The organism is Ruegeria sp. CDSC002 (assembly GCF_059610905.1).
In genome coordinates, this window is sequence record NZ_JBXWOM010000003.1 from 338265 (window position 1) to 361346 (window position 23082).

General features: G+C 58.3%; 25 protein-coding genes. 15 read left to right on the top strand and 10 right to left on the bottom strand.

Translation table 11 applies throughout. The features are described from left to right. Window positions 1–69: 69 nt before the first annotated feature. The 5 genes from trxB (at window position 70) to AC2FJE_RS07905 (ending at window position 6099) form a co-directional block, all read left to right on the top strand. Window positions 70–1011, top strand: coding sequence for a thioredoxin-disulfide reductase (trxB, locus tag AC2FJE_RS07885; RefSeq protein WP_282151768.1), 942 nt, complete (start codon window positions 70–72; stop codon window positions 1009–1011). Window positions 1012–1015: 4 nt separating this feature from the next. Continuing rightward, window positions 1016–1492 (top strand): RES family NAD+ phosphorylase, encoded by a 477-nt coding sequence (locus AC2FJE_RS07890; protein WP_496755242.1) that lies wholly within the window; start codon window positions 1016–1018, stop codon window positions 1490–1492. Between the two features lie 51 nt (window positions 1493–1543). After that, the gene (locus AC2FJE_RS07895) at window positions 1544–3214 is read left to right on the top strand and encodes an adenylate/guanylate cyclase domain-containing protein (RefSeq protein WP_496760838.1); all 1671 of its coding nucleotides are present in this window, start codon (window positions 1544–1546) and stop codon (window positions 3212–3214) included. Between the two features lie 206 nt (window positions 3215–3420). Further along, a complete protein-coding gene (locus AC2FJE_RS07900) occupies window positions 3421–5139 on the top strand; it encodes a bifunctional sulfate adenylyltransferase/adenylylsulfate kinase (RefSeq protein ID WP_496696156.1) in 1719 nt (572 codons plus the stop codon). A gap of 111 nt (window positions 5140–5250) precedes the next feature. Continuing rightward, window positions 5251–6099 (top strand): hypothetical protein, encoded by an 849-nt coding sequence (locus AC2FJE_RS07905; protein WP_496755246.1) that lies wholly within the window; start codon window positions 5251–5253, stop codon window positions 6097–6099. Window positions 6100–6104: 5 nt separating this feature from the next. On the opposite strand, the gene AC2FJE_RS07910 is transcribed toward AC2FJE_RS07905, so the two are convergent. From AC2FJE_RS07910 to AC2FJE_RS07925, 4 genes are all read right to left on the bottom strand, one after another. Beyond that, window positions 6105–6974, bottom strand: coding sequence for a hypothetical protein (locus AC2FJE_RS07910; RefSeq protein ID WP_496760839.1), 870 nt, complete (start codon window positions 6972–6974; stop codon window positions 6105–6107). Further along, window positions 6971–7858: a PhzF family phenazine biosynthesis protein gene (locus AC2FJE_RS07915; RefSeq protein WP_496755249.1), complete on the bottom strand. Its 888-nt coding sequence runs from the start codon at window positions 7856–7858 to the stop codon at window positions 6971–6973. Before AC2FJE_RS07915 ends, AC2FJE_RS07910 begins: the two co-directional genes overlap by 4 nt. A gap of 95 nt (window positions 7859–7953) precedes the next feature. Beyond that, complete coding sequence (locus AC2FJE_RS07920) at window positions 7954–8178, bottom strand: DUF1150 family protein (protein ID WP_058275531.1); 225 nt, start codon at window positions 8176–8178, stop codon at window positions 7954–7956. A gap of 5 nt (window positions 8179–8183) precedes the next feature. Beyond that, window positions 8184–8597, bottom strand: a complete 414-nt coding sequence (locus AC2FJE_RS07925) for an Hsp20 family protein (protein ID WP_058275530.1) — start codon at window positions 8595–8597, stop codon at window positions 8184–8186. A gap of 164 nt (window positions 8598–8761) precedes the next feature. On the opposite strand from AC2FJE_RS07925, the gene AC2FJE_RS07930 reads away from it, so the two are divergent. The 4 genes from AC2FJE_RS07930 to AC2FJE_RS07945 all read left to right on the top strand — a co-directional run bounded on the left by AC2FJE_RS07930 (window position 8762) and on the right by AC2FJE_RS07945 (window position 11371). Beyond that, a complete protein-coding gene (locus AC2FJE_RS07930) occupies window positions 8762–8986 on the top strand; it encodes a YdcH family protein (RefSeq protein WP_058275529.1) in 225 nt (74 codons plus the stop codon). Between the two features lie 77 nt (window positions 8987–9063). Then, a complete protein-coding gene (gene purE, locus AC2FJE_RS07935; protein ID WP_058276051.1) occupies window positions 9064–9549 on the top strand; it encodes a 5-(carboxyamino)imidazole ribonucleotide mutase in 486 nt (161 codons plus the stop codon). Then, window positions 9546–10304: an NAD(P)-binding domain-containing protein gene (locus AC2FJE_RS07940; protein WP_496755251.1), complete on the top strand. Its 759-nt coding sequence runs from the start codon at window positions 9546–9548 to the stop codon at window positions 10302–10304. Before purE ends, AC2FJE_RS07940 begins: the two co-directional genes overlap by 4 nt. Next, window positions 10304–11371 carry a 5-(carboxyamino)imidazole ribonucleotide synthase gene (locus tag AC2FJE_RS07945; RefSeq protein ID WP_496755253.1) on the top strand — a complete coding sequence of 356 codons (1068 nt, stop codon included), beginning with the start codon at window positions 10304–10306 and terminating at the stop codon, window positions 11369–11371. Before AC2FJE_RS07940 ends, AC2FJE_RS07945 begins: the two co-directional genes overlap by 1 nt. Before the next feature lies 1 nt (window position 11372). Here the strand turns inward: AC2FJE_RS07945 and AC2FJE_RS07950 are convergent, their stop codons facing one another. The 5 genes from AC2FJE_RS07950 to AC2FJE_RS07970 all read right to left on the bottom strand — a co-directional run bounded on the left by AC2FJE_RS07950 (window position 11373) and on the right by AC2FJE_RS07970 (window position 16347). Next, a complete protein-coding gene (locus AC2FJE_RS07950; RefSeq protein WP_496755255.1) occupies window positions 11373–12524 on the bottom strand; it encodes an alpha-D-ribose 1-methylphosphonate 5-triphosphate diphosphatase in 1152 nt (383 codons plus the stop codon). Next, window positions 12521–13294: an alpha/beta fold hydrolase gene (locus tag AC2FJE_RS07955; RefSeq protein ID WP_496755257.1), complete on the bottom strand. Its 774-nt coding sequence runs from the start codon at window positions 13292–13294 to the stop codon at window positions 12521–12523. Before AC2FJE_RS07955 ends, AC2FJE_RS07950 begins: the two co-directional genes overlap by 4 nt. 38 nt (window positions 13295–13332) lie before the next feature. Beyond that, window positions 13333–14175 (bottom strand): DMT family transporter, encoded by an 843-nt coding sequence (locus AC2FJE_RS07960; protein WP_496755259.1) that lies wholly within the window; start codon window positions 14173–14175, stop codon window positions 13333–13335. 186 nt (window positions 14176–14361) lie between these two features. Continuing rightward, window positions 14362–16005 carry a chaperonin GroEL gene (gene groL, locus AC2FJE_RS07965; RefSeq protein WP_058275524.1) on the bottom strand — a complete coding sequence of 548 codons (1644 nt, stop codon included), beginning with the start codon at window positions 16003–16005 and terminating at the stop codon, window positions 14362–14364. 54 nt (window positions 16006–16059) lie between these two features. Further along, a complete protein-coding gene (locus AC2FJE_RS07970) occupies window positions 16060–16347 on the bottom strand; it encodes a co-chaperone GroES (RefSeq protein ID WP_058275523.1) in 288 nt (95 codons plus the stop codon). 227 nt (window positions 16348–16574) lie between these two features. Here AC2FJE_RS07970 and bla point away from each other — a divergent pair, with 227 nt between their 5' ends. Continuing rightward, complete coding sequence (bla, locus tag AC2FJE_RS07975) at window positions 16575–17456, top strand: class A beta-lactamase (RefSeq protein ID WP_496755307.1); 882 nt, start codon at window positions 16575–16577, stop codon at window positions 17454–17456. Here bla and AC2FJE_RS07980 read toward each other — a convergent pair. Next, window positions 17453–18127, bottom strand: a complete 675-nt coding sequence (locus AC2FJE_RS07980; protein ID WP_496755261.1) for a DUF2161 domain-containing phosphodiesterase — start codon at window positions 18125–18127, stop codon at window positions 17453–17455. The two genes, bla and AC2FJE_RS07980, sit on opposite strands and share 4 nt — an antisense overlap. A gap of 106 nt (window positions 18128–18233) precedes the next feature. Here AC2FJE_RS07980 and AC2FJE_RS07985 point away from each other — a divergent pair, with 106 nt between their 5' ends. The 5 genes from AC2FJE_RS07985 (at window position 18234) to AC2FJE_RS08005 (ending at window position 22985) form a co-directional block, all read left to right on the top strand. After that, window positions 18234–19223: a TraB/GumN family protein gene (locus tag AC2FJE_RS07985; RefSeq protein ID WP_496760840.1), complete on the top strand. Its 990-nt coding sequence runs from the start codon at window positions 18234–18236 to the stop codon at window positions 19221–19223. A 107-nt stretch (window positions 19224–19330) separates the two neighbouring features. Continuing rightward, a complete protein-coding gene (locus AC2FJE_RS07990) occupies window positions 19331–20251 on the top strand; it encodes a manganese-dependent inorganic pyrophosphatase (RefSeq protein WP_496696176.1) in 921 nt (306 codons plus the stop codon). A gap of 134 nt (window positions 20252–20385) precedes the next feature. Continuing rightward, window positions 20386–21456 (top strand): DUF389 domain-containing protein, encoded by a 1071-nt coding sequence (locus AC2FJE_RS07995; RefSeq protein ID WP_058275520.1) that lies wholly within the window; start codon window positions 20386–20388, stop codon window positions 21454–21456. A gap of 109 nt (window positions 21457–21565) precedes the next feature. Continuing rightward, on the top strand, window positions 21566–22441 hold the full coding sequence (locus tag AC2FJE_RS08000) for a TIGR01459 family HAD-type hydrolase (RefSeq protein ID WP_282151786.1): 876 nt from the start codon (window positions 21566–21568) through the stop codon (window positions 22439–22441). Between the two features lie 100 nt (window positions 22442–22541). Next, entirely contained in the window at window positions 22542–22985 is a 444-nt protein-coding gene (locus AC2FJE_RS08005) for a MaoC family dehydratase (protein ID WP_058275996.1), read from the top strand. Window positions 22986–23082 lie beyond the last annotated feature (97 nt).

Below are 23082 nucleotides of genomic sequence, written 5' to 3' on the forward strand. Positions count from 1 at the left end.
CGCGACGCTCGCTATATCCATCCGTCAGGGGCCACGCGCCCCAATCAGGCAGATCGAGTTGGGGGTACTATGGCCGAAACACGACACACCAGGGTTCTGATCATCGGATCGGGACCGGCCGGTTACACGGCCGGCGTTTATGCAAGCCGCGCGATGCTGGAGCCGATTCTGGTTCAGGGCATCGAGCCGGGTGGCCAACTGACCACAACGACCGAGGTCGAAAACTGGCCCGGAGACACCGAGGTTCAAGGCCCCGACCTGATGGTGCGTATGCAGGACCATGCCAAGGCGATGGGCTGTGAAATCATCGGTGACATCATCAACGATCTGGACGTCAGCAAACGCCCGTTCACCGCAACAGGCGACAGCGGCACGGTCTACACAGCTGATGCTGTCATTCTGGCCACCGGCGCGCGCGCCAAATGGCTGGGCCTGCCGTCGGAAGAGAAATTTAAGGGCTTTGGCGTTTCCGCTTGCGCGACCTGCGACGGCTTCTTTTATCGCGGACAGGAAATCGTGGTCATCGGTGGCGGCAACACCGCCGTCGAAGAGGCGCTGTTTCTGACTAATTTTGCCAGCAAGGTCACTTTGATCCATCGTCGTGATGAGCTGCGCGCGGAAAAGATCCTGCAGGACCGGCTGCTGAAGCATGAAAAAATCGAACCCCTGTGGTTCCACGAGTTGGAAGAAGTGACCGGCACCGATGCCCCGCTGGGTGTCGAAGGTGTGCGGGTCAAAAACGTGAAGACCGGCGAGATTACCGAGATCCCCTGCAAAGGCGTTTTTGTCGCGATCGGACACGCACCTGCCAATGAACTGGTCAAGGACTCACTGGAAAGCCATATGGGCGGCTATGTCGTGACCAAGCCAGGTTCGACCGAGACCTCGGTGCCGGGTGTATTTGCCGCCGGGGATCTGACGGACCATATCTACCGGCAGGCTGTGACCAGCGCCGGCATGGGATGCATGGCCGCACTGGATGCCGAGCGTTTCCTGGCCGAACAGGATTGATCTGATGCTGGAATTCTCCGGCCCGGTCTGGAGAATTCTTTTTCTGACGCAATTGGACGCCCCTTTGGCCCCTGCTCGGGCGCCAGAGGGGCGTTTTCATTACTCGGGGCAGACGGCGCTTTACGCCTCGCTCAGCGCAGAAGGTGCCGGGGTTGCTATTCGAAGATATGTTTCGGCGGGCGATCCACCACGGGTCTTACAGCGGGCAACCGTGACAGGCGCAAAACTGGTCGACGTACGTGGACAGCGCGAGGCATCGGTCGTTTGGCAGGACATTCACGCCAAGCAGGGCACCTCGCCGACATGGAGCTTCTCGGACCGCGCGCGTGACGCAGGCGCTGACGGGTTGCTATACAGCTCACGCTCGCGCCCCGAACTCAGCCACATTGTCCTGTTCGACCCGTCTCCTTCGCTGATCCGTGCGAATACGCCGTCAACAGATTGGACACCGCCCTATCCGCAACCTGCGCTTGACCGCTAAGCTGCGGCGTATCAGACTCGGCCTCAAGCGAGACCAACGCAGGTGATCTGATTGAAAACTGTTCTGTGGCAAGGCGGGTGGGCGACCCGGCTGAGGATCGGCAGCGGCCTAGTTCTGTTCGCCTTTGCGTTCTTTCACTTCATCAACATCGGCCTTGGTCTGTTTCACACGGACTACCTGCATGACATGCAGGATGCCCGGCATGTAATCACACGTCACGATGTAGGCAGCATAATACTCTATGCTGCTCTTTTGATTCACGCGGGGTTAGCCCTGTACTCGATCAGCCAGCGCCGGACTTTGCGCATGCCGTTCAGCACGGGGTTGCAGATGGTTCTGGGGTTGTTGATCCCATTGCAGCTGATCTCGCATATCGTGCAAACGCGCTATGCGAACACGGTTTACGATGTGAACGATGAAATGGGCTATATCATCGTTCTGATGTGGCCGAGCTACGCGGTCTGGATGCAAAGCCTGTTGTTGCTGGTGGTGTGGGTACATGGCTGTATCGGACTGCACATGTGGCTGCGGCTGACCCGCTGGTGGCCCAAATTGGTGCCATATCTGATTGGCCTGGCTGTGTTTGTTCCGACATTTGCCCTTGCCGGAGTGTTGACGGAGGGGCGCCGTATCTGGGCTGATTTTGCAGACCCGTTTTTGCGCGAACAATATATCGAGCATTACAACTGGCCCTCTCCCGAAGACTTCCAGCACCTGTTCAGCGTAAAAGACAATGCGCTCATGGCGTTCTGGGTGGCCCTTGGCGCATCCCTGGCGGTATTTGCGATCCGCAAGCTGTGGCGCCGCCGACATTCCGTGCGCGTCAAGTACGCTCAAGGCCCTGAGGTCGTTGCCGAAAAAGGGATGACCCTGCTTGAAATTTCCCAAGCCAACGGCATTCCACACACGGCGCTATGCGGTGGCAAAGGGCGCTGCACCACCTGCCGCGTGATTGTCGAGGCGGGCGGGGATCAACTGCCCGAACCTGGTGAGGTCGAAGCCCGAAGCCTAGCTGCGGTCAGCGCCCCGGCGGGTGCCCGGCTGGCATGTCAAATCCGACCGATGGCTCCGATCACAGCGTTTCGCATGTTCCGCCCAGATGGCGCCCGACACCGGGCACATGCAAGCCAGGGTCAGGAACGGCAATTGGCGGTCCTGTTTCTGGACATGCGCGGCTTTACCTCGCGCACCGCTGGCCAACTGCCCTACGACATCGTTTTCCTGCTAAACCGCTTTTTCGACGCCATCGTCCCCGCGATCACGGCCGAGGGCGGAGTGGTCGACAAATACATGGGCGACGGCCTGTTGGCCGTGTTCGAAACCAACGACGCCCAAAGCTCTGCTCGGGCAGGGATGAAAGCGGCCATTGATATCAGCCTTGCCTTGCAGCGTTTCAACCAGCAGCTGGAAACAGAGGGCAGCCCTCGGATCCGCATCGGAATGGGCCTGCATCTGGGGGACCTTGTTCTGGGTGAAATCGGTGCCGCGGGCCACGCCGCCCGTACAATCATCGGCGACACCGTAAACGTGGCCAGCCGGTTAGAGGCGGAAACCAAGAACTTGGGCTGCGAACTTTTGGTCTCGGAAGAGTTGTTGCTGGCGGCAGGATATGACGGCGATATGCGGCAGGTTCGCCCTTTCGACCTGCGTGGCGTGACGCGACCGATTCCCGCCCTGCCCGTCCCTAAAGCGGCGGATTTGAGCGCCAGTGCGGCTGCATAAGAACACTCGCCCTGAATTGGGTGGAATTGTTGCCCACCTCGGGAACCAGCTTCGCAGATTGCCACACAAACCGGAATATCCTTCCATTGCGGGAAAAAACCGCGCATATCGTCCTTTGTTTCACCAATGTATATGGACTTCACCCAAAAGCCGGGGCAAACGCCCCTTAATCAATGGCAAAGCAGCACTTTTACAAGAGTAATCCCATGACGATGTTAAGTAACCTGGCCCCGATCCCCGAATTGTTCGTGTCCTACGATTCAGCACAGAAACTGAAGGTGGAAGCCGCAGATCTGACCAGCTGGGACCTGAGCCCGCGCCAGATCTGTGATCTGGAACTGCTGATGAACGGCGGGTTCAACCCTCTCAAAGGTTTCCTAGGCGAGGCGGACTACGACAACGTCGTCGAGAACATGCGTCTGGCCGACGGCACACTGTGGCCGATGCCCATTACTCTGGACGTAGACGAGGCGTTCGCCGACAAAATCGAATTGGGCCAGGACATCGCTCTGCGTGATCAGGAAGGCGTCATTCTGGGCACCATGACAGTCACGGACCGCTGGACGCCTAACAAGGCACGCGAGGCCGAAAAAGTCTTTGGTGCAGATGACGACGCCCACCCGGCGGTGAACTACCTGCACAACGTCGCGGGCAAAGTTTATCTGGGCGGGCCTGTGGTCGGTATTCAACAGCCGGTCCATTATGACTTCCGCGCGCGCCGCGACACTCCGAACGAGCTGCGCGCCTATTTCCGCAAAGTCGGCTGGCGGCGTATCGTTGCGTTTCAGACCCGCAACCCGCTGCACCGCGCGCACCAGGAACTGACCTTCCGCGCCGCGAAAGAGGCGCAGGCCAACCTGCTGATCCATCCGGTCGTGGGCATGACCAAACCGGGCGACGTGGATCATTTCACCCGCGTGCGCTGCTATGAGGCAGTGCTGGACAAATACCCGGCCTCGACCACATCGATGTCGTTGTTGAACCTGGCAATGCGCATGGCCGGCCCGCGCGAGGCCGTCTGGCACGGGCTGATCCGCGCAAATCATGGCTGCACCCACTTTATCGTCGGTCGTGACCATGCAGGCCCGGGCAAGAACAGCCAGGGCGAAGATTTCTACGGCCCCTATGACGCGCAGGATCTGTTCCGCAAATACCAGGATGAGATCGGCGTCGAGATGGTCGATTTCAAACACATGGTCTATGTGCAGGAACGCGCGCAATACGAGCCGAACGATGAGATTTTGGACAAGGACAATGTCACTATCCTGAACATCTCGGGCACCGAGTTACGCCGTCGTCTAGCCGAAGGTCTGGAGATCCCGGAATGGTTCAGCTTTCCCGAGGTTGTCGCCGAATTGCGCAAGACCCGCCCACCGCGCAGCCAGCAGGGCTTTACTGTGTTCTTCACCGGCTTTTCGGGCTCGGGCAAATCCACCATCGCCAACGCGCTTATGGTCAAACTGATGGAGATGGGCGGCCGCCCGGTTACTTTGCTGGATGGTGACATCGTTCGGAAAAACCTGTCGTCCGAACTGGGCTTTTCGAAAGAACACCGCGACCTGAACATCCGCCGCATTGGCTATGTGGCCAGCGAGATCACCAAGAACGGCGGCATCGCAATCTGCGCCCCGATCGCGCCCTATGCCACGACCCGCCGTGCGGTCCGGGAAGAGATCGAACAATTCGGCGCCTTCTGCGAGGTTCACGTGGCCACCACCATTGAGGAATGCGAACGCCGCGACCGCAAGGGACTGTACAAGCTTGCCCGCGAAGGCAAGATCAAAGAGTTCACCGGAATCTCGGACCCTTATGATGTTCCCGCGGACCCCGAACTGAGCGTCGAGACCGAAAATGTCGAGGTCGACAACTGCGCCCATCAGGTTCTGCTGAAACTGGAAAGCATGGGTCTCATTGCAGCATCCTAATTGCTACAACGAACAAGCAAAGCGGCCAGCATTGGCCGCTTTTTTTGTTGGATTGACAAGCGCACGCTGCCTTGGTGCAAATGCAGACCCTAATCAAAATGCAAAGTGCCCATGACCCGCGACCTGCCTGCAATTGCCAGTTTCTGGTTTGGTTCAGACCTGAGCTGGCTCGAGGCGTTATGCATTCAATCCTATCTGGATAACGGTCACCGGTTTATCCTGTATACCGTGCATGACATCGAAGGCGTGCCTATCGGCACCGAGATACGGCCCGCTTCTGATATCCTTTGGCCAGCGCCGTTTGATTTTCGACCGGAAGACCGGTTAGGGGTCGCAGTGTTTTCTGACATCTTTCGACTGCGGCTTATGCAGAAAACTCCGTTTATCTGGGTCGATCTGGATGCATATTGTGTCAGGCCATTCGACTTTTCCTCGACTTACGTTTTCGGGTCGTCGCAATCAGGCACCTTTCCCAACGGCGTCCTGCGGCTGCCGGAAGGTTCAGAGACACTGGCGTTATGGATTGACTTCGTGACCTCTGCCAACCCAACACAGCCCTGGCGCGGCGGTCGGCTGCTTCGACACAATCGCAGGCGCATCCGAAACGGTGAAACCTGGGGCATTGAAACACTGCCCTGGGGCAGCTCTGGCCCCAAGGCGCTGGAGTTCTTTCTGCGCCAGACTGGCGAAGACAGCCACGCGATGCAGCCGGAGGTGTTCTATCCTTTGGACAAGGATCAGCTATGGCAACTGCACGATCCGCGCATTTCCACGGCCGAGATCGAACGGGATAAGGTGCATACAGTCCACATCTACGGACATCAGAAAAAGTTCATGGCAGGCAAAACCGCCGGGCTGCCGGTCAGCGGATCATATCTGCAGCGGCTTTGCCTTCGACATGGGATCGACGCCTCGGCGAATCCGATCTTGCCGGTGGGGTGGCTGGCCCCGCGGCCATAGCACCACTAGGCTGCGTTTATCTGTTCGCGCAGGGTCCGCACCGCACGGCCTTCAAAGTCACCGAACTCTGCCGCCTTGCTTTGCGCAGCTTTCATATGCGGCAGGCGTTCGGCATAGTCGTCAGCGGACAGGCTGTTGATCGCGCGCTGAATGTCGGCCTCGGATTCACAGAGGATCATACCGGCTGTGTCCATGAATTCCCCTATATTCGGACACCCCCAATAGATCGGGACCGTTGAGCATAAGATCGCATCTGTCAGCTTTTCCGAGAAATAGTTCTTCTCGCGAACATTCTCGATCACAATGGAATAGCGATACGGGGCCAAGCCGTCGGATTTGCGGTCAAATGGCATGTATCCCCGCCCCATGATATCAACGTCAGCACCCGTTTCCCGCACCCAGTCAATCACCGAATGGCGCAGTTGGTGCCCCTCCAGATCGCGTTTGGCTGAGGCAATGAGCGAGCAGGACTTCGTTTTCTCTACGTTGAGGTCACGCCAATCCGGCACCATCGTCACGCCGTAAGGCAGAAACACCGCATTGGGAAGGTTTCGCAACAGCACATCATGAAACGTCATCACCCGAAAGAACCGCCGCCATGTGTAGCGGAGCATCTTGTCGTGCTTGGCGTGAATGGCCGACGGTTCGCCCATCATCAGCGAAATCCGGGCGCCGGTGCCCCGGCGCAGGCGCAAATGCACGGTAGAATTGGGATACATAATCAGATGGTCGGTACGCTCAAGATCGCCAACCGTTTTGCCCATCAAGCGCTCGGGGCACCCTTCGGGCCAGATCAGATCGGACAATGGAACCGAAGCCAGTTTCGGCCCTAATCGATGCCCGTAAGGCAGGATGGCGATCGCGGGTTCGGTCATGACAGTTGCCCGGGAAAATTCACCTGACCGCGCATTAGAATATAGCCGCGACCCGCCACCTTGATACCGGTCATCGCATCGGCGGGTCCAACGCGTGTAACGGTCGCTTGGCCGGGGCGGCCCAAGTCGTGGCCCTGTTCTGCCGTAAACGTATCTTTGGGCATCAAGCCATACTTCCACAGATAAGCTGCCATCGCCCCGGTTGCGGATCCCGTGAACGGATCCTCGGGCGGGCTGGGCGGCAGCATCAACAGACGTGAGAATGTGTCGCCCGCCTCGGTCGCACCTTCCAGCGTCACAAGGAAGGGCTCGGCCATGTCCGACCCCGAATACCCGCCTGCTTCGATCACTTTTCGCAAAGGTTCTTCAACCAACTTCGCGGCGCGCAAGGCTTCATGATCACGCAAAACGGTGACACAAAAAGGCAACCCTGTGGATACCATCTGAGGTGGGGAGATGATCGCGCTTTCCGGCAGGCTGATGGCGGCGGCAACCAGATCGGCAGGAACCATCGCACCAAATTGCGGGGCAACCTGCGTCATCTCAATCTCATCACCATTGAGTTGGATGGAAACGATCCCTGCCCCGGTGTCCAGTGTCAGCGCATCCCCCTGAAACAGCCCACGCGACCGCATCGCTGCGACAGTGGCAATGGTTGGATGCCCCGCAAAAGGGATTTCACGGCTGGCCAGAAAATAGCGCACTTGGAAGTCGGCCACGTCAGACGGCCCGGTAAAGGTACATTCGACCAAGGACGTTTCGCGCACGTAAGCCGTGCAGACATCTTTGGGTAGGACGGCCCCACCATGCACCACGGCGCATCCATTGCCGCCAAAGGCGCGGTCGCTGAATGCGTCCACCCAGTCAAAATCAAACCAACTCATGTTTGGTGCCTCCGCCTGCGAACCCGTATTGGTTCGCATATCTCACCCGTGGGGCGGCGGATGTCACGGGAAAATCACACGCTGCGGGGGCCGATTTAGTGCACGGCCACCGGGGAAAAGTCATGTTCGCGCGCCAGAATAAAGGCCAGCTTGCGATCTGCGACCAGGGCCAGTTGCTGACCATCCGAGTCATGCACAGCGTAGAGCTGATCCAGATCACCAGCCTGTTCGCGCACTTCACGCGGCAGGTCAGCCACATCGACGGCTTTTACATAGACGATCCGGTCGCCTTCGGTGTTGATTTCAATCGGTGTATTCATTGCTCTTACCCCTTCCGTATATTGATTGTCTGAACCACGGTTTCAGGCACGGCGCGGGTCAGATCCACATGCAGCAGACCGTTTTCCATGATCGCCTCGCCCACCTCGACACCGTCCGCTAGCACAAACATGCGCTGGAACTGACGCGCCGCGATGCCGCGATGCAGAAAGATGCGCCCCTCGCTATCGTCGCGTTGACGGCCCCGGATCACCAGTTGGCGATCCTCGATGGTAATCGACAGGTCCTCTTCCGCAAAACCGGCAACTGCCAAGGTGATACGATAGGAAAAATCCGAGGTCTGTTCGATGTTATAGGGCGGGTATCCTTCGTTTCCGGCCTTTGCAGACCGTTCTAGAAGGCGTTCCAATTGCTCGAACCCCAAAAGATGCGGGTATGAGCCAAGAGTAAGTTTCGACACGTATTTTCGTCCTTTATTGCCAAAGCGACGTGTGGTGCGGTCCCGTTTTGGCAACCGCGTATGATAGAATATGGGAATATGCAGGGATGTCCACAAGGTCTGGCCGGATAAACCCTGACACACTATCTTGTGTGGAAAGCACCACAACAACAACCGAGTCGTTCATGAACGCGCCCACTGACATTTCAATGAAAACAGATGAAGTTCTTCGGGTCGAGCTGGAGGTATTTCGCCGCCAGCACCGCGATCTGGACGAGGCGATCGAGGCGCTGCAAGCGACGGGGACGTCGGATCAGTTAACGATCAAGCGGCTGAAAAAGCAGAAACTGCGCCTTAAGGACATCATTCGCCTGATCGAGGATCGTCTGACCCCGGATATCATCGCCTGAAGGCCCTGTACCGCATTGCCAGATAGGCCGATTTGGCTATAGTGCGCGCTCTTTCGGCAGGCAAGGGCGACAAGCGGATGAGCGATGTGAAAGTGGGGATCATCATGGGCAGCCAGTCGGACTGGCCCACGATGAAAGAAGCCGCAGACATTCTGGATGAACTGGGCATTGCGTATGAAAAACGCATCGTTTCGGCCCACCGCACCCCTGATCGCCTTTGGGACTATGGCAAAACCGCCGTTCAGCGCGGCCTGGATGTGATTATCGCCGGTGCGGGCGGTGCTGCGCATCTGCCTGGGATGATGGCCTCAAAAACCCGCGTGCCGGTGATCGGTGTGCCTGTGCAGACGCGGGCCCTGTCCGGCGTCGATTCGCTGTATTCCATTGTGCAGATGCCCAAAGGCTTTCCGGTGGCGACGATGGCTATCGGCTCGGCCGGTGGGGCCAATGCCGGGTTGATGGCGGCCGGTATCCTTGCTCTGCAAGACCCAGCGCTGGCTGATCGTCTGGATGCCTGGCGCGCGGCCCTTTCGGCCTCGATCCCCGAGGAACCGCAGGGATGAGCCGTATCGGCTTCATCGGAACCGGACACATTGCAGCCCCCATTGCGCGTTTTCTTGCGGCAAAAGGGCACGAGATCGCTGTGACAGAGCGCAACGCCACAGTCTCGTCCGAACTGAAAGCTGAACTGGATATCGTGGTCGCGAACCCACAAGCGGTTCTTGACGCATCAGATATCGTTTTTCTTTGCCTGCGCCCTCAAATCGCCCCGGAAGTATTGGAACAGCTAAACTTTCGCTCGGATCAGCAGATCGTGTCAGTGATGGCGGCTGTATCGGTGGATCAGCTTGCCGCGTTATGCGCCCCCGCAACTGACTTTGTACAAACGATCCCATTGGGTTTTCTTCAGCAAGGTGGATGCCCGCTTGCAGCGTTCGGAAACGACGCCTTGCTGGCTGAATTGTTCGAGCCCGAAAACCCGGTCGTCAAGGTATCCAACGAGGCCGCGCTGAATGCACATTTTGCCGTCTGCGCCATGGTCCCGGGCATTCTGGACGTGTTGGCAACGGGTGCCGAGTGGCTGGCCGAGCAAACGGGCGACGCGGATGCCTCAGAGTTTTATACGACACAGCTGCTATCCGGGTTTCTGCACACGATGCAAACCGGGCAAGCCGGGCGTTTGGCCGAAGAGCGGGACGCGCTGGCAACGGATGGAACACTCAGCCTGCAAATGACGCAGGCCTTGCATGCGGGCAACGCACATGATGCGCTGCGCTCGGCCCTGCAGGCGATTGGAAAAAGGTTGGAGACTGATTGATGACGGACATGCTTGCTCCGGGGGCGCGGATTGGAATTCTGGGCGGTGGCCAATTAGGCCGGATGTTGTCCGTCGCGGCGGCCCGGTTGGGCTTTGTAACCCACATCTTTGAGCCGGGAGCCAACCCACCCGCCGGTCAGGTGGCGGATCATGTAACGACTGCAGCTTATGATGACGCTGCGGCACTGAAGGCCTTTGCCGAGTCCGTCGATGTCATCACCTATGAATTCGAAAATATCCCGACCGAAGCGCTGGACCTGTTGGAAGCACATTGCCCTATCCATCCGGGGCGCGAGGCGCTGCGTGTCAGTCAAGATCGACTGACCGAAAAGACTTTCCTTGCCGGGTTGGGTTTGAAGACAGCGCCGTTCGCCGACATCACCAATCTGGACAGCCTAAAGGCAGCGATTGACCAGATTGGCACGCCAGCCATCCTGAAAACACGTCGTTTCGGCTATGACGGCAAGGGACAGGCGCGGTTGCGCGGCCCCGAGGATGCCGAGGCCGCACTGGCCGATATGGCAGGCGCGCCCGCAATCCTCGAAGGGTTCGTAAATTTCAGCCACGAGGTATCGGTCATCGCCGCCCGCAGCATCGACGGTCAAGTGTCCTGTTTCGACCCCGGTGAAAACGTGCACCGCGATGGCATCTTGCACACCACCACGGTACCCGCCCGCCTTGCCCCGGCGCAACGAACCGATGCTGTTCTTCTGGCCGCCAATATCTTGAACGCGCTGGATTACGTCGGTGTCATGGGTGTCGAACTGTTCGTCACGTCAGAAGGGTTGATCGTGAATGAGGTTGCGCCTCGGGTGCACAACTCGGGTCACTGGACACAGAACGGCTGCGCGGTGGATCAGTTCGAACAGCATATCCGCGCTGTGGCGGGATGGCCCCTGGGTGATGGTCAACGCCATTCGGACGTGGTCATGGAGAACTTGATCGGTGATGATATGGACCGTGTGCCGGAATTAGCACGGGAACGCGACGTAGCGCTGCATCTATATGGCAAGGCCGAGGTAAAGGCGGGCCGCAAAATGGCGCATTTCAACCGTATCTCGCGGTAACTCAGCCCACGAACCGTGCGGCGATATCGCCTGACATGAAGCTAACCCGCCCGCCCGCCAGCGTGGCGGCGACGCGGTGGGACCGAGCATCAAGGATCACCATGTCTGCGCGCTGACCAGGGGCAAGTGTGCCCCGGTCCTGCAACCCAAGAACTCGCGCCGGCCCTGATGACACCAGCGCCCACGCCATTGCCAAATCCAGCAGGCCAGATTTGGCAAGCATCAGCGCAGCCCGCCGCGGGCTGGGATAGTGATAGTCCGATGCCAAGGCATCGCACAGCCCCATCGTGATCAGATCCAACGCACTGACGTTGCCCTTGTGCGATCCGCCACGCACCACGTTGGGTGATCCGAGAATCACGTGATCCCCAGCAGCCCGTGCAGCCTCGGCTGCCTCTAGCGTTTCTGGGAATTCCGCGATCTGCGCCCCCCGCGCCCGCCAATCGGCGCGGGTTTGGGCGGTTGCGTCGTCATGACTGCCCATACGGACACCCTGCTCGGCCAGCGCCGTACAGAGTGTGTCTAAGGCAGCGGGCACGTCATCCCGGCGGGCATGCATGGACAGCAGCATCTCAAAATGTGCGTCCGGATTGCGTCCGGCCTTAAGCGCCTGACCCGTCAAACGTGGCGGCTTGCGCCCCTCGGCCAACCGGTCATGCGGCAAGTGGTCGTTGAACACGACATAGGGCACCTGCCAATCGGTGATGCGTTCAAGCAGGCTGGGGTATTCCTCCAGCATGTGGGTTTCGAACCGTAGCTGAGGTAGCAGATCAGTCACGACGCGATCTTTGACCGACGCGATAGCATCAAACACTTGGCCAGCGAATTCCGGGCCGCGTACGCCGCCCTCCCAACTCAGGAACTGGGCCAGAACCGCCGTCGTGATCCCGTTGGCGGCCAGTTCAGCTTCGACCGACAAAATACCCTCGCCCATCTGCTTCATCGCCCCGCGGCGCGGTGCGATATGACGCTCAAACCCATCACCGTGCAGATCGATAATACCGGGCATCACAAGATATCCCGATAGATCGATTGTTCTGCCTGCGCGGTCCTCTTGCACGATCCCCTCGGCAATGGGCAGGTCTGCACGAGTCATCCCTTGGTCCGGCAACAAGACCTCTGCGCCGGTTAAAGTCAGAGAAAGTGCAGTCATTGGGAGGGCTCCGACGCGGGTTCCGAACAATCCTGCCCGATGCAGATTTCGTCGATGATTTCCATCACCCCGTCCAACCAAGTAATCTGTGGGTCAAACTGCCCAAACTCTATGAAATGCAACGCCTGCGCCATTACGCGCGGGTTGTTCATCATGAATGTGTGTGTCACCGGCAAAACGATATGGTCCGCCATCCCTTCGACCTTGGTGGTCTCAACCGAGACCTTGCCGTCATCCGACCCATCGATCATCGACGAAAACAGCGGGTTCAGCGAATTCTCACCGGCGATGACACCCAGTTCGAAATCCGCTGGCGGCAGTTGCCTTGGGATACCTTCGGGGCCTGTGCCCAGCGCCAGGCCAGCTGGGCCATTCAGCATCCCAAACACCTCATACGCGCTAAGTTCGTCCACCAGCTGACTTCCTTGATTGGGCGGCCCGAGCATGACTACGCGGCCCAGATTCTCCGGATGGTTATCCTGCAGCCAATAGCGCAACAGGATACCACCCATCGAATGCGCAACCACATTGACTTTATCGTCACCGCATTCAGCAAACGCGTCCGGCAGTGTCTGTGCAGCCAATTCGGGAATAGGTAGGTCAGTGGACGGATATCCCGGGCGCACGACGGTATAACCATGCGTCTTGAACAGCTGCTCCATCACGGTAAAGGACGCTTCGGTCCGTGCCAGCCCATGCAGCAGGACCACGCATTTTGCCTGCACAATGGCAGGCACAAAGAACAGAAAGAGTGCAAGCAAACAACGCATAGCCGCCAGATAAGGCCTAACGTCCAGCGAATAAACCCCTACCGCGGCGTCCTGCGCAGAACGGCCAGTGCAATTCCGCCCAATACCAGACCCGCCCCCAGGATCAGGCGCAGACTGGCGGCCTCGCCCAGCAGGAGGACACCGCCAACAATGGCTATGATCGGAACGCTGAGTTGCACGACGGCCGCCGTTGTGGGCGTCAATTCCCGCAAAACCTGATACCAAAGCGCATACCCCATCCCCGAAGTAACCGCGCCGGCCAACGCGGCCAGCAAGTATCCGTTAGCGGTCATGTGCCAGGCCCCTCCTGTCGCCAACAAAGCCAGCGTTGTCACGGGCAATGCCACGACAAAATTGGCCGCAGTGCCGGATAAGGCATCCGGTTCGGACTTGCCAACCAACGAATAGATCGCCCAGCCGATCCCGGCGGCGATCATCAGGACAGCCCCGATCGGGTTGACCTGTATCGATCCGGACGGCCACAGCACGTAGACCAACCCCAGCAACGCGATTGCGGCGCCCGCGATCTGCCGACCAGTGGGCAGCGTGCCTTTCACTGATGTCACAGTGAACATCGTCACCTGCACCACCCCAAACAGGATCAGCGCGCCAAGACCCGCGTCCAGCGTCAGATAGGCGACCGAGAATCCGATCATATACAGGGACAACGACCCCGCCCCGGCAATCCTGCGTCGGTCAAACAGGGGCAAGTGGCCAGCCCTTAGAAGAACCAACCCGGCCAGCACCACTGCACCAGCTAAGACCCGCACCACGGCAAAGGCAGCAGGATCGCTGGCGCCACTATCAATCGCCAGACGATTAAGTATTGAGTTGGACGCAAAGGCGCACATCGTCAGGCACGTGAGTAGGAACAGTTTCATATCAACCGCATAACCGGTTTCGGCGCGTTTTGCACACTCACATCCCCGCGGGTGGTCCGCAAAACGAAACGGGGCCGCCCGAAGGCGACCCCGTCCCTATATTTTAAGGCTTCCCCTTCGGCAGCTTGGCCTTACAGCCAAGCGCCTGTCGGGACCGTCAGAATTCGCCGAGGCGAATTCGACGTCTTACATCATGCCGCCCATGCCGCCCATGTCGGGCATGCCGCCGCCAGCAGGCGCGCCGTCTTTGGCAGGCTTGTCAGCAACCATTGCTTCGGTGGTGACCAGCAGGCCAGCAACCGATGCTGCATCTTCCAGCGCAGTGCGGACAACTTTGGCCGGATCGATAACGCCGAACGAGAACATGTCGCCATACTCTTCGGTCTGAGCGTTGAAACCAAAGGCCGCTTCCGAAGATTCGCGAACTTTGCCTGCAACAACTGCGCCGTCGACGCCCGCGTTCTCAGCAATCTGGCGCAGCGGCGCTTCGATGGCTTTACGCACGATATTGATGCCTGCGTCCTGATCAGCGTTTGCGCCTTTCAGAGTGTCCAGTGCTTTACCGGCCTGAACCAGCGAAACGCCACCGCCCACAACAACGCCTTCCTGAACGGCTGCGCGCGTTGCGTTCAGAGCATCGTCAACACGATCCTTACGCTCTTTCACTTCAACTTCGGTCATGCCACCTACGCGGATAACAGCAACACCGCCTGCCAGTTTGGCAACGCGCTCTTGCAGCTTCTCACGGTCGTAGTCCGACGAGGTTTCTTCGATCTGAGTGCGGATCTGAGCAACACGTGCTTCGATCTCGGCTTTCTCGCCAGCACCGTCGACGATGGTGGTTTCGTCTTTGGTGATTTCGATTTTCTTGGCAGTGCCCAGCATGTCCATAGTGACGGACTCGAGCTTCATGCCCAGATCTTCGCTGATGACCTGACCGCCGGTCAGGATTGCGATGTCCTGCAGCATGGCCTTGCGGCGATCGCCGAAGCCCGGTGCTTTGACAGCAGCAATTTTCAGGCCGCCGCGCAGTTTGTTGACAACCAGAGTTGCCAGCGCTTCGCCTTCAACGTCTTCAGCAATGATCAGCAGCGGCTTTTGCGACTGGATCACTTGCTCCAGCAGCGGAACCATCGGCTGCAGCGAGGACAGTTTCTTTTCGTGCAGCAGGATCATGCAGTCGTCGAGATCTGCGATCATCTTGTCAGCATTGGTGACGAAGTAAGGCGACAGGTAGCCACGGTCGAACTGCATACCTTCGACAACATCGGTCTCGGTTTCCAGACCTTTGTTTTCTTCGACGGTGATAACGCCTTCGTTGCCAACCTTCTGCATCGCGTCTGCGATTTGCTGACCGATTTCGGCTTCGCCGTTGGCCGAGATGGTGCCAACCTGAGCGACTTCTGCCGAGTCTTTGACTTCACGCGCCATCTCTTTGATGCCTTCAACGACCTTGGCAGTTGCCAGGTCGATGCCGCGCTTCAGGTCCATCGGGTTCAGGCCAGCAGCAACCTGCTTCAGACCTTCTTTGACGATCGACTGAGCCAGAACAGTTGCAGTGGTGGTGCCGTCGCCGGCTTCGTCATTGGTGCGGCTGGCGACTTCTTTCACCATCTGCGCGCCCATGTTTTCGAACTTGTCTTCCAGTTCGATTTCCTTGGCAACCGATACACCGTCTTTGGTGATGCGCGGTGCGCCGAAGGATTTGTCCAGAACCACGTTGCGGCCTTTGGGGCCCAGGGTCACTTTGACAGCATCGGCCAGGATGTTCACACCTGACAGCATGCGGTTGCGGGCATCGGTGTCGAACTTGACGTCCTTAGCAGCCATGTTGTTTCTCCTTGAGAAAAATGTTGGAAATGAAGATCAGAGAAGCGCGGGCGCTTACTCGATGATCCCCATGATGTCGCTTTCTTTCATCATCAGCAGCTCTTCGCCGTTGACCTGAACCTCGGTGCCCGACCACTTGCCGAACAGGATCTTGTCGCCAGCTTTTACAGCCATTGCGATCAGTTCGCCGCTGTCCTTGCGCGCGCCTTCACCGGTCGAAACGACTTCGCCTTCGCTGGGCTTTTCTTTTGCGCTTTCGGGAATGATCAACCCGCCTGCGGTTTTCTCATCGCTTTCGGTACGACGAACCAGCACACGGTCATGAAGCGGTTTCAATGCCATCTTTGCAGCTCCTTGGGCTCAAAGTTTATCTATCCTCCCCCCGCCTTTCAGCGAGGCGTTAGCACTCGGTAGTAGAGAGTGATAACGACGCATAGCTAGGGGGTCGAAATGACCGAGTCAACAAGTTGCCTGAATATTTTTCGCACGCAGAGCCCCAGAACGCCCGGTTTACACAGCGCCCTAGCCAACTAAGGTGATGGCAACCACATTTGACCAAGGCAGATTCGATGCGTGGGCTCAGGAAAATCACAACTACCCTGTTGTTTTTAATTACTATTACTGTTGGTTTAGCCACATCAGCACAGGCGCAGCCCCTTACCGAAACGGTCCAGAGCTGGGAGCGCCGCCTTGATGCCCGGATCGGACTGCTACTTTATGATCCCGGCAACGAATGGGAAGTTTCATACCGCGCCGATGAGCTGTTTCCGATGTCCAGCACGTTCAAAACGCTCTTGTGCGGCGCCGTGCTGGCAGAGGTGGATGCAGGTACGGAAAGCCTGTCAGATCACGTCACGTACCAGACGACGGACCTGGTAGATTACGCCCCTGTCACCAGCAAATATGTTGAGACCGGTATGACTGTCGGAGCGCTATGCGAAGCAACAATGACGATCAGCGACAATGCTGCGGCCAATCTGCTGTTGCGCCGCTTGGATGGGCCTGCCGGACTGACCGAGTTTCTTCGGACAAACGGCGACGACATCACCCGCCTTGATCGATGGGAGACGGCGCTGAACGAAGCCACTCCAGGCGATCCGCGCGACACTACAACGCCTCGGACAATACTGGCGACGCTGGACCGGTTGCTATTTGGCCAGACGCTCTCACCCGCATCCTCTGCTCAACTCAGGCAATGGATGATAGACGATCAAGTGGCCGACGGTCTTATCCGCGCGCACGTGCCTGACGGGTGGACGATCGGGGACAAGACCGGTGCCGGAGGCCACGGCAGCCGAGCGATCGTTGCCTTTTTGCAGACACCCGAGCCCCGCACCTATCTGGCCGCCATCTATCTGACCGAAAGCGATGCGCCATTTCCTGAACGCAATGCCGTCCTTTCAGATATTGGCCGCGCTATGATTTCCGAAATCGCCGCACGGCCTGACTAGTTCGCATCTTCCCAGCTATACGCCCAGTGCTTCAACCCTTCGGCCCCCGTAGCCGACAGCGCATAGACCCCTTTCTCGACCTTGTCGAACCACCCGTAGTGATTGTCCCGCATCAGGCGCGTGGCCTGGGCGACGCCGGTGGATTGGGCAACTTCCGCCCCCTTTGTCGCGCCGCATTCGGCCAGATGGGCTGCACATTTCAGCGCGTCCTGACGATAGGCCGTCACGATCCCGTGCCGGGTGGCCCCACCTGCGTTGGGGTCACCTTCAAGCCGGTCAAATTCACGCAAAAGACGAGCCGCTTTTGCTTTGTTTTTTCGCGGTGCATACGGGCCAGGGTCACATTGCACCTCGACCGCGCCGTCAGCACGTACAGTGATCAGACCGAGACCAAGTCTGCGGCACAGCGCCAAATTGTCCTTTAACGCACGCCGCGCCGTTCGCCCCTTGGGTTTGCACACGCCGACATAGACCTGGTCAGTCACCCTTAACCGCGTGATCGCCTGATGAAACAGCGCCAATGAGAACCGCAGCTTCAGCTCAACAATCACCGGCTCATCGCCATCCCGAACAGCGACGATATCGGCAGCGCCGACTTCGCCTTTGACGGTATAGCCCTGACGCTCGAACAGCGCCTTGATCGGCGGGTATAGATCCTGCTCGCGGTCCATTTCGCCATGCTATGCAAATTTGCCGCGAACGCCAGCCATCACCTGCATCTGACTTGAATACAATGCTGCGCAAAGGCAATGTCGCGATCACACTGAAGATTCCGAGATGATCCTTATGCGCTTGTTTGCACCGCTGCTTTTCCTTTTCCTGCCCGCCGCCGTACAGGCCGCATGCGAAGGGAATGATCTGAGGCCGGGACTGAGCCCTGCGGTAAAGTCCGAACTGCAACAGGCAGTGGCCGATATCCCGTTTCCCGAAGGTAATCACTGGATCGCGTCCAAGGGCGACACGACCCTGCACCTTGTTGGTACGTTGCATGCCAATGACCCACGCATGGACGCAGTGGTCGAACGACTAACGCCGGCCCTCAGCGATGCGGACGCGTTTTATTTCGAGGTAACGCAGGAAGAAATGGACGCGTTCGAACAAGACCTGGCCAAGGACATGAGCCCGGTGATGATCACCTCGGGACCCAGCCTGATTGACCTGATGTCCGATGAGGACTGGTCTGCCCTGTCCGACGGGTTATCCGAACGCGGTATCCCTGGCTGGATGGCAACCAAAATGCGTCCCTGGTTTCTAAGCATGATGCTGGGCATCCCCCCGTGTATGATGCAGGACCCCACTGCAAACCACGGGATGGACGCCCGTCTGGATCAGCTGGCTGACGAATTGGGCATCCCCAAACGCTCGCTTGAACAGATTGCCGATCTTATGAGTATGTTCGACAGCCACCCCATCGAAAAGCAGGTCCAGTCCCTTGTGCGGATGGCCGGCGCCATGGGCGGCAGCGAGGATCAACTGGCGACGATGGCCAACGCCTACCTGGAAGAGAAGCATGTCGAAATCATCCAGCTCGCCCGCCTGCAGGGCTTGGAAGACTCGGGGCTGCCGCCCGAGGTTTTCGACGAGGAATGGAACGATTTCGAACAAAAACTTCTGGTCGAGCGCAACAGCAACTGGATGCAGAAAATTCTAAACATTCAGGACCAAACTGTCGTGATCGCGGTCGGTGCCGGGCATCTTGGGGGCGACTACGGGCTGCTGAACCAATTGCAACAGACTGGGTACACCCTGACCCGCGCCCCGTTCTGACCCCACCTCGATTTCAGACCAACCGTCGCAGCGTAAACACTGTCGGGTGACAACCCCGGCGGACCGCCCTATAAGGCGCGCAAAATGATCACCCTCAGGACGCTGACATGACAACGCTCGTATTTGGACATAAATCCCCCGACACCGACTCCACAGGCTCACCTATCCTGTGGTCATGGTACCTGAACGAAATCAAAGGCGAACAGGCTGAGCCGGTTTTGCTGGGCGAACCCAACACCGAAGCGGCATTCCTGCTGCAGCGCTGGGACCTGCCAAAGCCGCGCATCATCGAGGACGTGGCCGAGGGCGCACCGGTAGTCATCGTGGACACCAACAACCCGGCCGAGCTGCCAGCCAGCGTAAACAGCGCCGACATCCGCGCAATCATCGACCACCACAAGCTGGTTGGCGGTCTGGAAACCAAAGGCCCGATCGACATCACCGTGCGTCCGCTGGCTTGCACTGCGACCATCATGATGGACCTGATCGGTGACGACGCCGCCAAGATGCCCGACGCCATCAAAGCCGCCGCACTGACCTGCATCCTGTCGGATACGCTGGAATTCCGCTCACCCACCACCACCGCACATGACCGCGCAGTGGCCGAGAGGCTGGCCGCTGATCTGGGTCTGGACGTTGCGACCTATGCCGCGGAAATGTTCGCGGCCAAATCGGATGTGTCGTCTTTTTCGGACGCCGAACTGATCCGAATGGACAGCAAGGAATATGAGGTCGACGGCACCAAGTTCCGCGTTTCGGTTCTGGAAACCACTGCACCGGGCGTCGTTCTGGACCGCAAGGCCAGCCTGGCGGGTTCGATGGCTGACGTAGCCAAGGAAGACGGCGTTGATCAGGTTCTGCTGTTCGTGGTCGATATCCTGAACGAAGAGGCCACCCTGCTGGTGCCGAACGATCTGGTCAAAGGCGTCGCGGAAAAGAGCTTTGGCGCAAGCGTGGACGGCGATGCCGTAGTCCTGCCTGGCATCATGAGCCGCAAAAAACAGATCATCCCGAACCTCAAGGTTTGACGCTGACAAACATCCCAACCGAAAGGCGCCCCTCCCGGGCGCCTTTTTTCTTTGCTACTATTGTTTTGCGCGAATGGCATCCGTTGGTAGTCTGACATCAATAGCCAGACAGCGAATTGGGTCAGACGACGTTCATGAGTTCCCGCAAGTTCAGCACCACACGCGACATCCTGAGGTTTGAAGGCAAGGACAAATCTGCCTATTGGCGACGGTTTGCCATGCTTCTGACCTTATCCGTTGTGATCGCCACGATGGGCATGCTGCGAGATTCCGGTGCGGTGGTCATTGCCGCAATGCTTGTTGCGCCATTGATGACACCTATCCTTGGGGTCGCGGCCGCGATGGTCATGGGGTGGCTGGGTCGCGCGTTCAAGTTAGCTCTGATCGTCTGCGGCGCGGCGGTAATCAGCGTCTTGCTGGCGTGGCTTCTCGTCTATGTCGCAGACGTCCCGCGCGGTATTCTGATCCCCGATCAGGTTCTGGCCAGAACGGATCCGGGCACCGAGGATCTGATCGTTGCGCTGGCCGCCGGGGTGGCCGCCGCCTACGTTCAGATCAACCGGTCCGAGGCCAGCCTACTTCCCGGTGCAGCCATCGGCGTGTCATTGGTGCCACCTCTGTCTGCATCGGGTGTGTTGCTGTATTTCGACGAACCCGCCGAGGCCTATGAAGCCGGCCTGCTGTTTGCCACCAACCTTGGTGCGATCATTCTGTCCGCTTGCGCGGTTTACATCGTGTATGCAGCGCGGGCGGTGGTGTTTAGCAAGGGTAGGCGCAAGCTGAACTTCACCGCAAGCGTGGTGGTGACACTGGCATTCCTAGCCTTCGTTGTCCTTCAACTGGGAAAGTCGACCTACAACCGTTACCTCGAAACCCGGACCGAGGCGCAGTTGGCGCAAACGATCCGGGACTGGGCCGATCCGGTCTCAGTTGAGATCATCCGCGTGGACGTGAATGCCAAACGTAAACACGCCGATATTTGGCTGATCGTGGACCTTCCGATTGAAGCGGCTTACAAAGTATCCTCGATCGCCGGTTTGCTGCCCGAGACCCTGCGTGACACGCCTTTGGTCGACGTACTTCAGAAAGAACTGGGGCCGGGTTTTCTGGTCGTAGTGCGTTTCCAGAACAGGATCGGCGCACAGATCATATTGGGCACCGAAAACGTCCAACAAGCACCCGATGTCGAAGAAATCGTCGAATGACGCGATCAGACACACCGTGTTCGACCCGCAATTGATATTGCGGGATGGCCAAGAGGTGAAAGCTTTGCCATAGCTGTCACAACTCAGAATTTCAGGTCCCGAGGCTCCCATGACCCAGATCATCCACACGCTTTCCGAGATTTCAGGCCGCTACAAGGCACTGTTCGTTGACCTGTGGGGATGCGTTCACAACGGCATCACTGCCTATCCCGATGCGGTCGCGGCTTTGCAAAACTACCGGGCGCAAGGCGGGATCGTTGTGCTGGTCACCAACTCACCCAAACCGCGTGCTGGCGTGGCTGAGCAGCTTGGGCAGTTCAATGTCCCCGCAGATGCCTATGACACCATCGCCACCAGCGGGGACTCGGCTCGGTCGGCCATGTTCCGTGGGGCGGTTGGTGAAAAAGTCTATTTCATGGGGGAATGGGAACGCGACGCGGGTTTCTTTGAGCCGCTAAAAATACTACACCATCCGATCCACATCGAACGTGTCCCGCTGGATGAGGCCGAAGGGATCGTCTGCTGCGGGCCGTTCGACCCAATGGCGGATCCGGCGGTCAATCGCGCCGATTTCCTCTATGCCAAGCAGAAAGGCATGAAGCTGCTCTGCGCCAACCCCGACATCGTTGTTGACCGGGGCGAGATACGCGAATGGTGCGCGGGCGCGTTGGCGAAGCTGTATACCGAGATGGGAGGCGAGAGCCTGTATTTCGGAAAACCCCACCCGCCGATCTATGATCTTGCGCGGCGCAGGCTGCAGGAATTGGGTCATGACATCCCTGATGGCGACATTCTTGTGATCGGCGACGGCCCACATACGGACATTCTCGGCGGTATGGGCGAAGGGATTGATTCTCTGTTCATCTCGGGTGGTTTGGCCGCAGCGGAAACAAAAACTGAGCATCATCCGCATCATGAATCCCTAAGTGATTATATTGCAAAGGAAAACATCAATCCTACCTACACAATCGGTCGATTGAGGTAGTCAGAAAAGACTTGATTTTCTGCAGTTGCGAAGTAATAAAGTTGCCAAACCGGGGCAACTTGAGTTGTTTTGTTGCCCATTGAACTCGAGTGAGGGCGACATGTTGGATAATCTTCCACGCGGCACGATCTGTATTGAAGACATCGAGATGGGCATGACCCGCCACCTGCGCAAAGTGGTGACGGACGAAGATATCGAGATGTTCGCGCAGGTTTCGACGGACCGGAATCCCGTACACTTGGACGACGACTATGCCCGCGACACGATCTTTGAAGGGCGTATCGCCCACGGCATGTTGACGGCGGGCCTGATCTCGGCCGTGATCGGCGAGCAGCTGCCGGGCCACGGCACGGTCTATATGGGTCAGTCTCTCAAATTTCTGGCTCCGGTGCGCCCCGGTGATATGGTCTATGCCGAGGTCAAAGTGATCGATATTGATTTTGCCAAGCGTCGCGTGAAACTGGATTGTCACTGTGCGGTCGACGGCAAGAAGGTGTTGGTGGGCGAAGCGATGGTTCTGGCCCCGTCGCGCAAATTCGACTGAAGCCTCGATACCTCTATCCTTTTGAAGGGCGCCGGAAACGGTGCCCTTTTTTGTTGCGCAGCATTTGGACCAATCAGGTGCTTGAACCCGGTCTCCA

What these genes read in the sequence shown, in the direction of transcription:
- AC2FJE_RS07985 (WP_496760840.1), top strand. Translation starts at nt 18,234, where the DNA reads ATGATCCTTATGCGCTTGTTTGCACCGCTGCTTTTCCTTTTCCTGCCC.
- AC2FJE_RS07915 (WP_496755249.1), bottom strand. Translation starts at nt 7,858, where the DNA reads ATGAGTTGGTTTGATTTTGACTGGGTGGACGCATTCAGCGACCGCGCC.
- AC2FJE_RS07995 (WP_058275520.1), top strand. Translation starts at nt 20,386, where the DNA reads ATGAGTTCCCGCAAGTTCAGCACCACACGCGACATCCTGAGGTTTGAA.
- bla (WP_496755307.1), top strand. Translation starts at nt 16,575, where the DNA reads ATGCGTGGGCTCAGGAAAATCACAACTACCCTGTTGTTTTTAATTACT.
- AC2FJE_RS08005 (WP_058275996.1), top strand. Translation starts at nt 22,542, where the DNA reads ATGTTGGATAATCTTCCACGCGGCACGATCTGTATTGAAGACATCGAG.
- trxB (WP_282151768.1), top strand. Translation starts at nt 70, where the DNA reads ATGGCCGAAACACGACACACCAGGGTTCTGATCATCGGATCGGGACCG.
- AC2FJE_RS07940 (WP_496755251.1), top strand. Translation starts at nt 9,546, where the DNA reads ATGAGCCGTATCGGCTTCATCGGAACCGGACACATTGCAGCCCCCATT.
- AC2FJE_RS07905 (WP_496755246.1), top strand. Translation starts at nt 5,251, where the DNA reads ATGACCCGCGACCTGCCTGCAATTGCCAGTTTCTGGTTTGGTTCAGAC.
- AC2FJE_RS08000 (WP_282151786.1), top strand. Translation starts at nt 21,566, where the DNA reads ATGACCCAGATCATCCACACGCTTTCCGAGATTTCAGGCCGCTACAAG.
- groL (WP_058275524.1), bottom strand. Translation starts at nt 16,005, where the DNA reads ATGGCTGCTAAGGACGTCAAGTTCGACACCGATGCCCGCAACCGCATG.
- AC2FJE_RS07955 (WP_496755257.1), bottom strand. Translation starts at nt 13,294, where the DNA reads ATGCGTTGTTTGCTTGCACTCTTTCTGTTCTTTGTGCCTGCCATTGTG.
- AC2FJE_RS07970 (WP_058275523.1), bottom strand. Translation starts at nt 16,347, where the DNA reads ATGGCATTGAAACCGCTTCATGACCGTGTGCTGGTTCGTCGTACCGAA.
- AC2FJE_RS07920 (WP_058275531.1), bottom strand. Translation starts at nt 8,178, where the DNA reads ATGAATACACCGATTGAAATCAACACCGAAGGCGACCGGATCGTCTAT.
- AC2FJE_RS07930 (WP_058275529.1), top strand. Translation starts at nt 8,762, where the DNA reads ATGAACGCGCCCACTGACATTTCAATGAAAACAGATGAAGTTCTTCGG.
- AC2FJE_RS07990 (WP_496696176.1), top strand. Translation starts at nt 19,331, where the DNA reads ATGACAACGCTCGTATTTGGACATAAATCCCCCGACACCGACTCCACA.
- AC2FJE_RS07945 (WP_496755253.1), top strand. Translation starts at nt 10,304, where the DNA reads ATGACGGACATGCTTGCTCCGGGGGCGCGGATTGGAATTCTGGGCGGT.
- AC2FJE_RS07900 (WP_496696156.1), top strand. Translation starts at nt 3,421, where the DNA reads ATGACGATGTTAAGTAACCTGGCCCCGATCCCCGAATTGTTCGTGTCC.
- AC2FJE_RS07960 (WP_496755259.1), bottom strand. Translation starts at nt 14,175, where the DNA reads ATGAAACTGTTCCTACTCACGTGCCTGACGATGTGCGCCTTTGCGTCC.
- purE (WP_058276051.1), top strand. Translation starts at nt 9,064, where the DNA reads ATGAGCGATGTGAAAGTGGGGATCATCATGGGCAGCCAGTCGGACTGG.
- AC2FJE_RS07980 (WP_496755261.1), bottom strand. Translation starts at nt 18,127, where the DNA reads ATGGACCGCGAGCAGGATCTATACCCGCCGATCAAGGCGCTGTTCGAG.
- AC2FJE_RS07890 (WP_496755242.1), top strand. Translation starts at nt 1,016, where the DNA reads ATGCTGGAATTCTCCGGCCCGGTCTGGAGAATTCTTTTTCTGACGCAA.
- AC2FJE_RS07950 (WP_496755255.1), bottom strand. Translation starts at nt 12,524, where the DNA reads ATGACTGCACTTTCTCTGACTTTAACCGGCGCAGAGGTCTTGTTGCCG.
- AC2FJE_RS07910 (WP_496760839.1), bottom strand. Translation starts at nt 6,974, where the DNA reads ATGACCGAACCCGCGATCGCCATCCTGCCTTACGGGCATCGATTAGGG.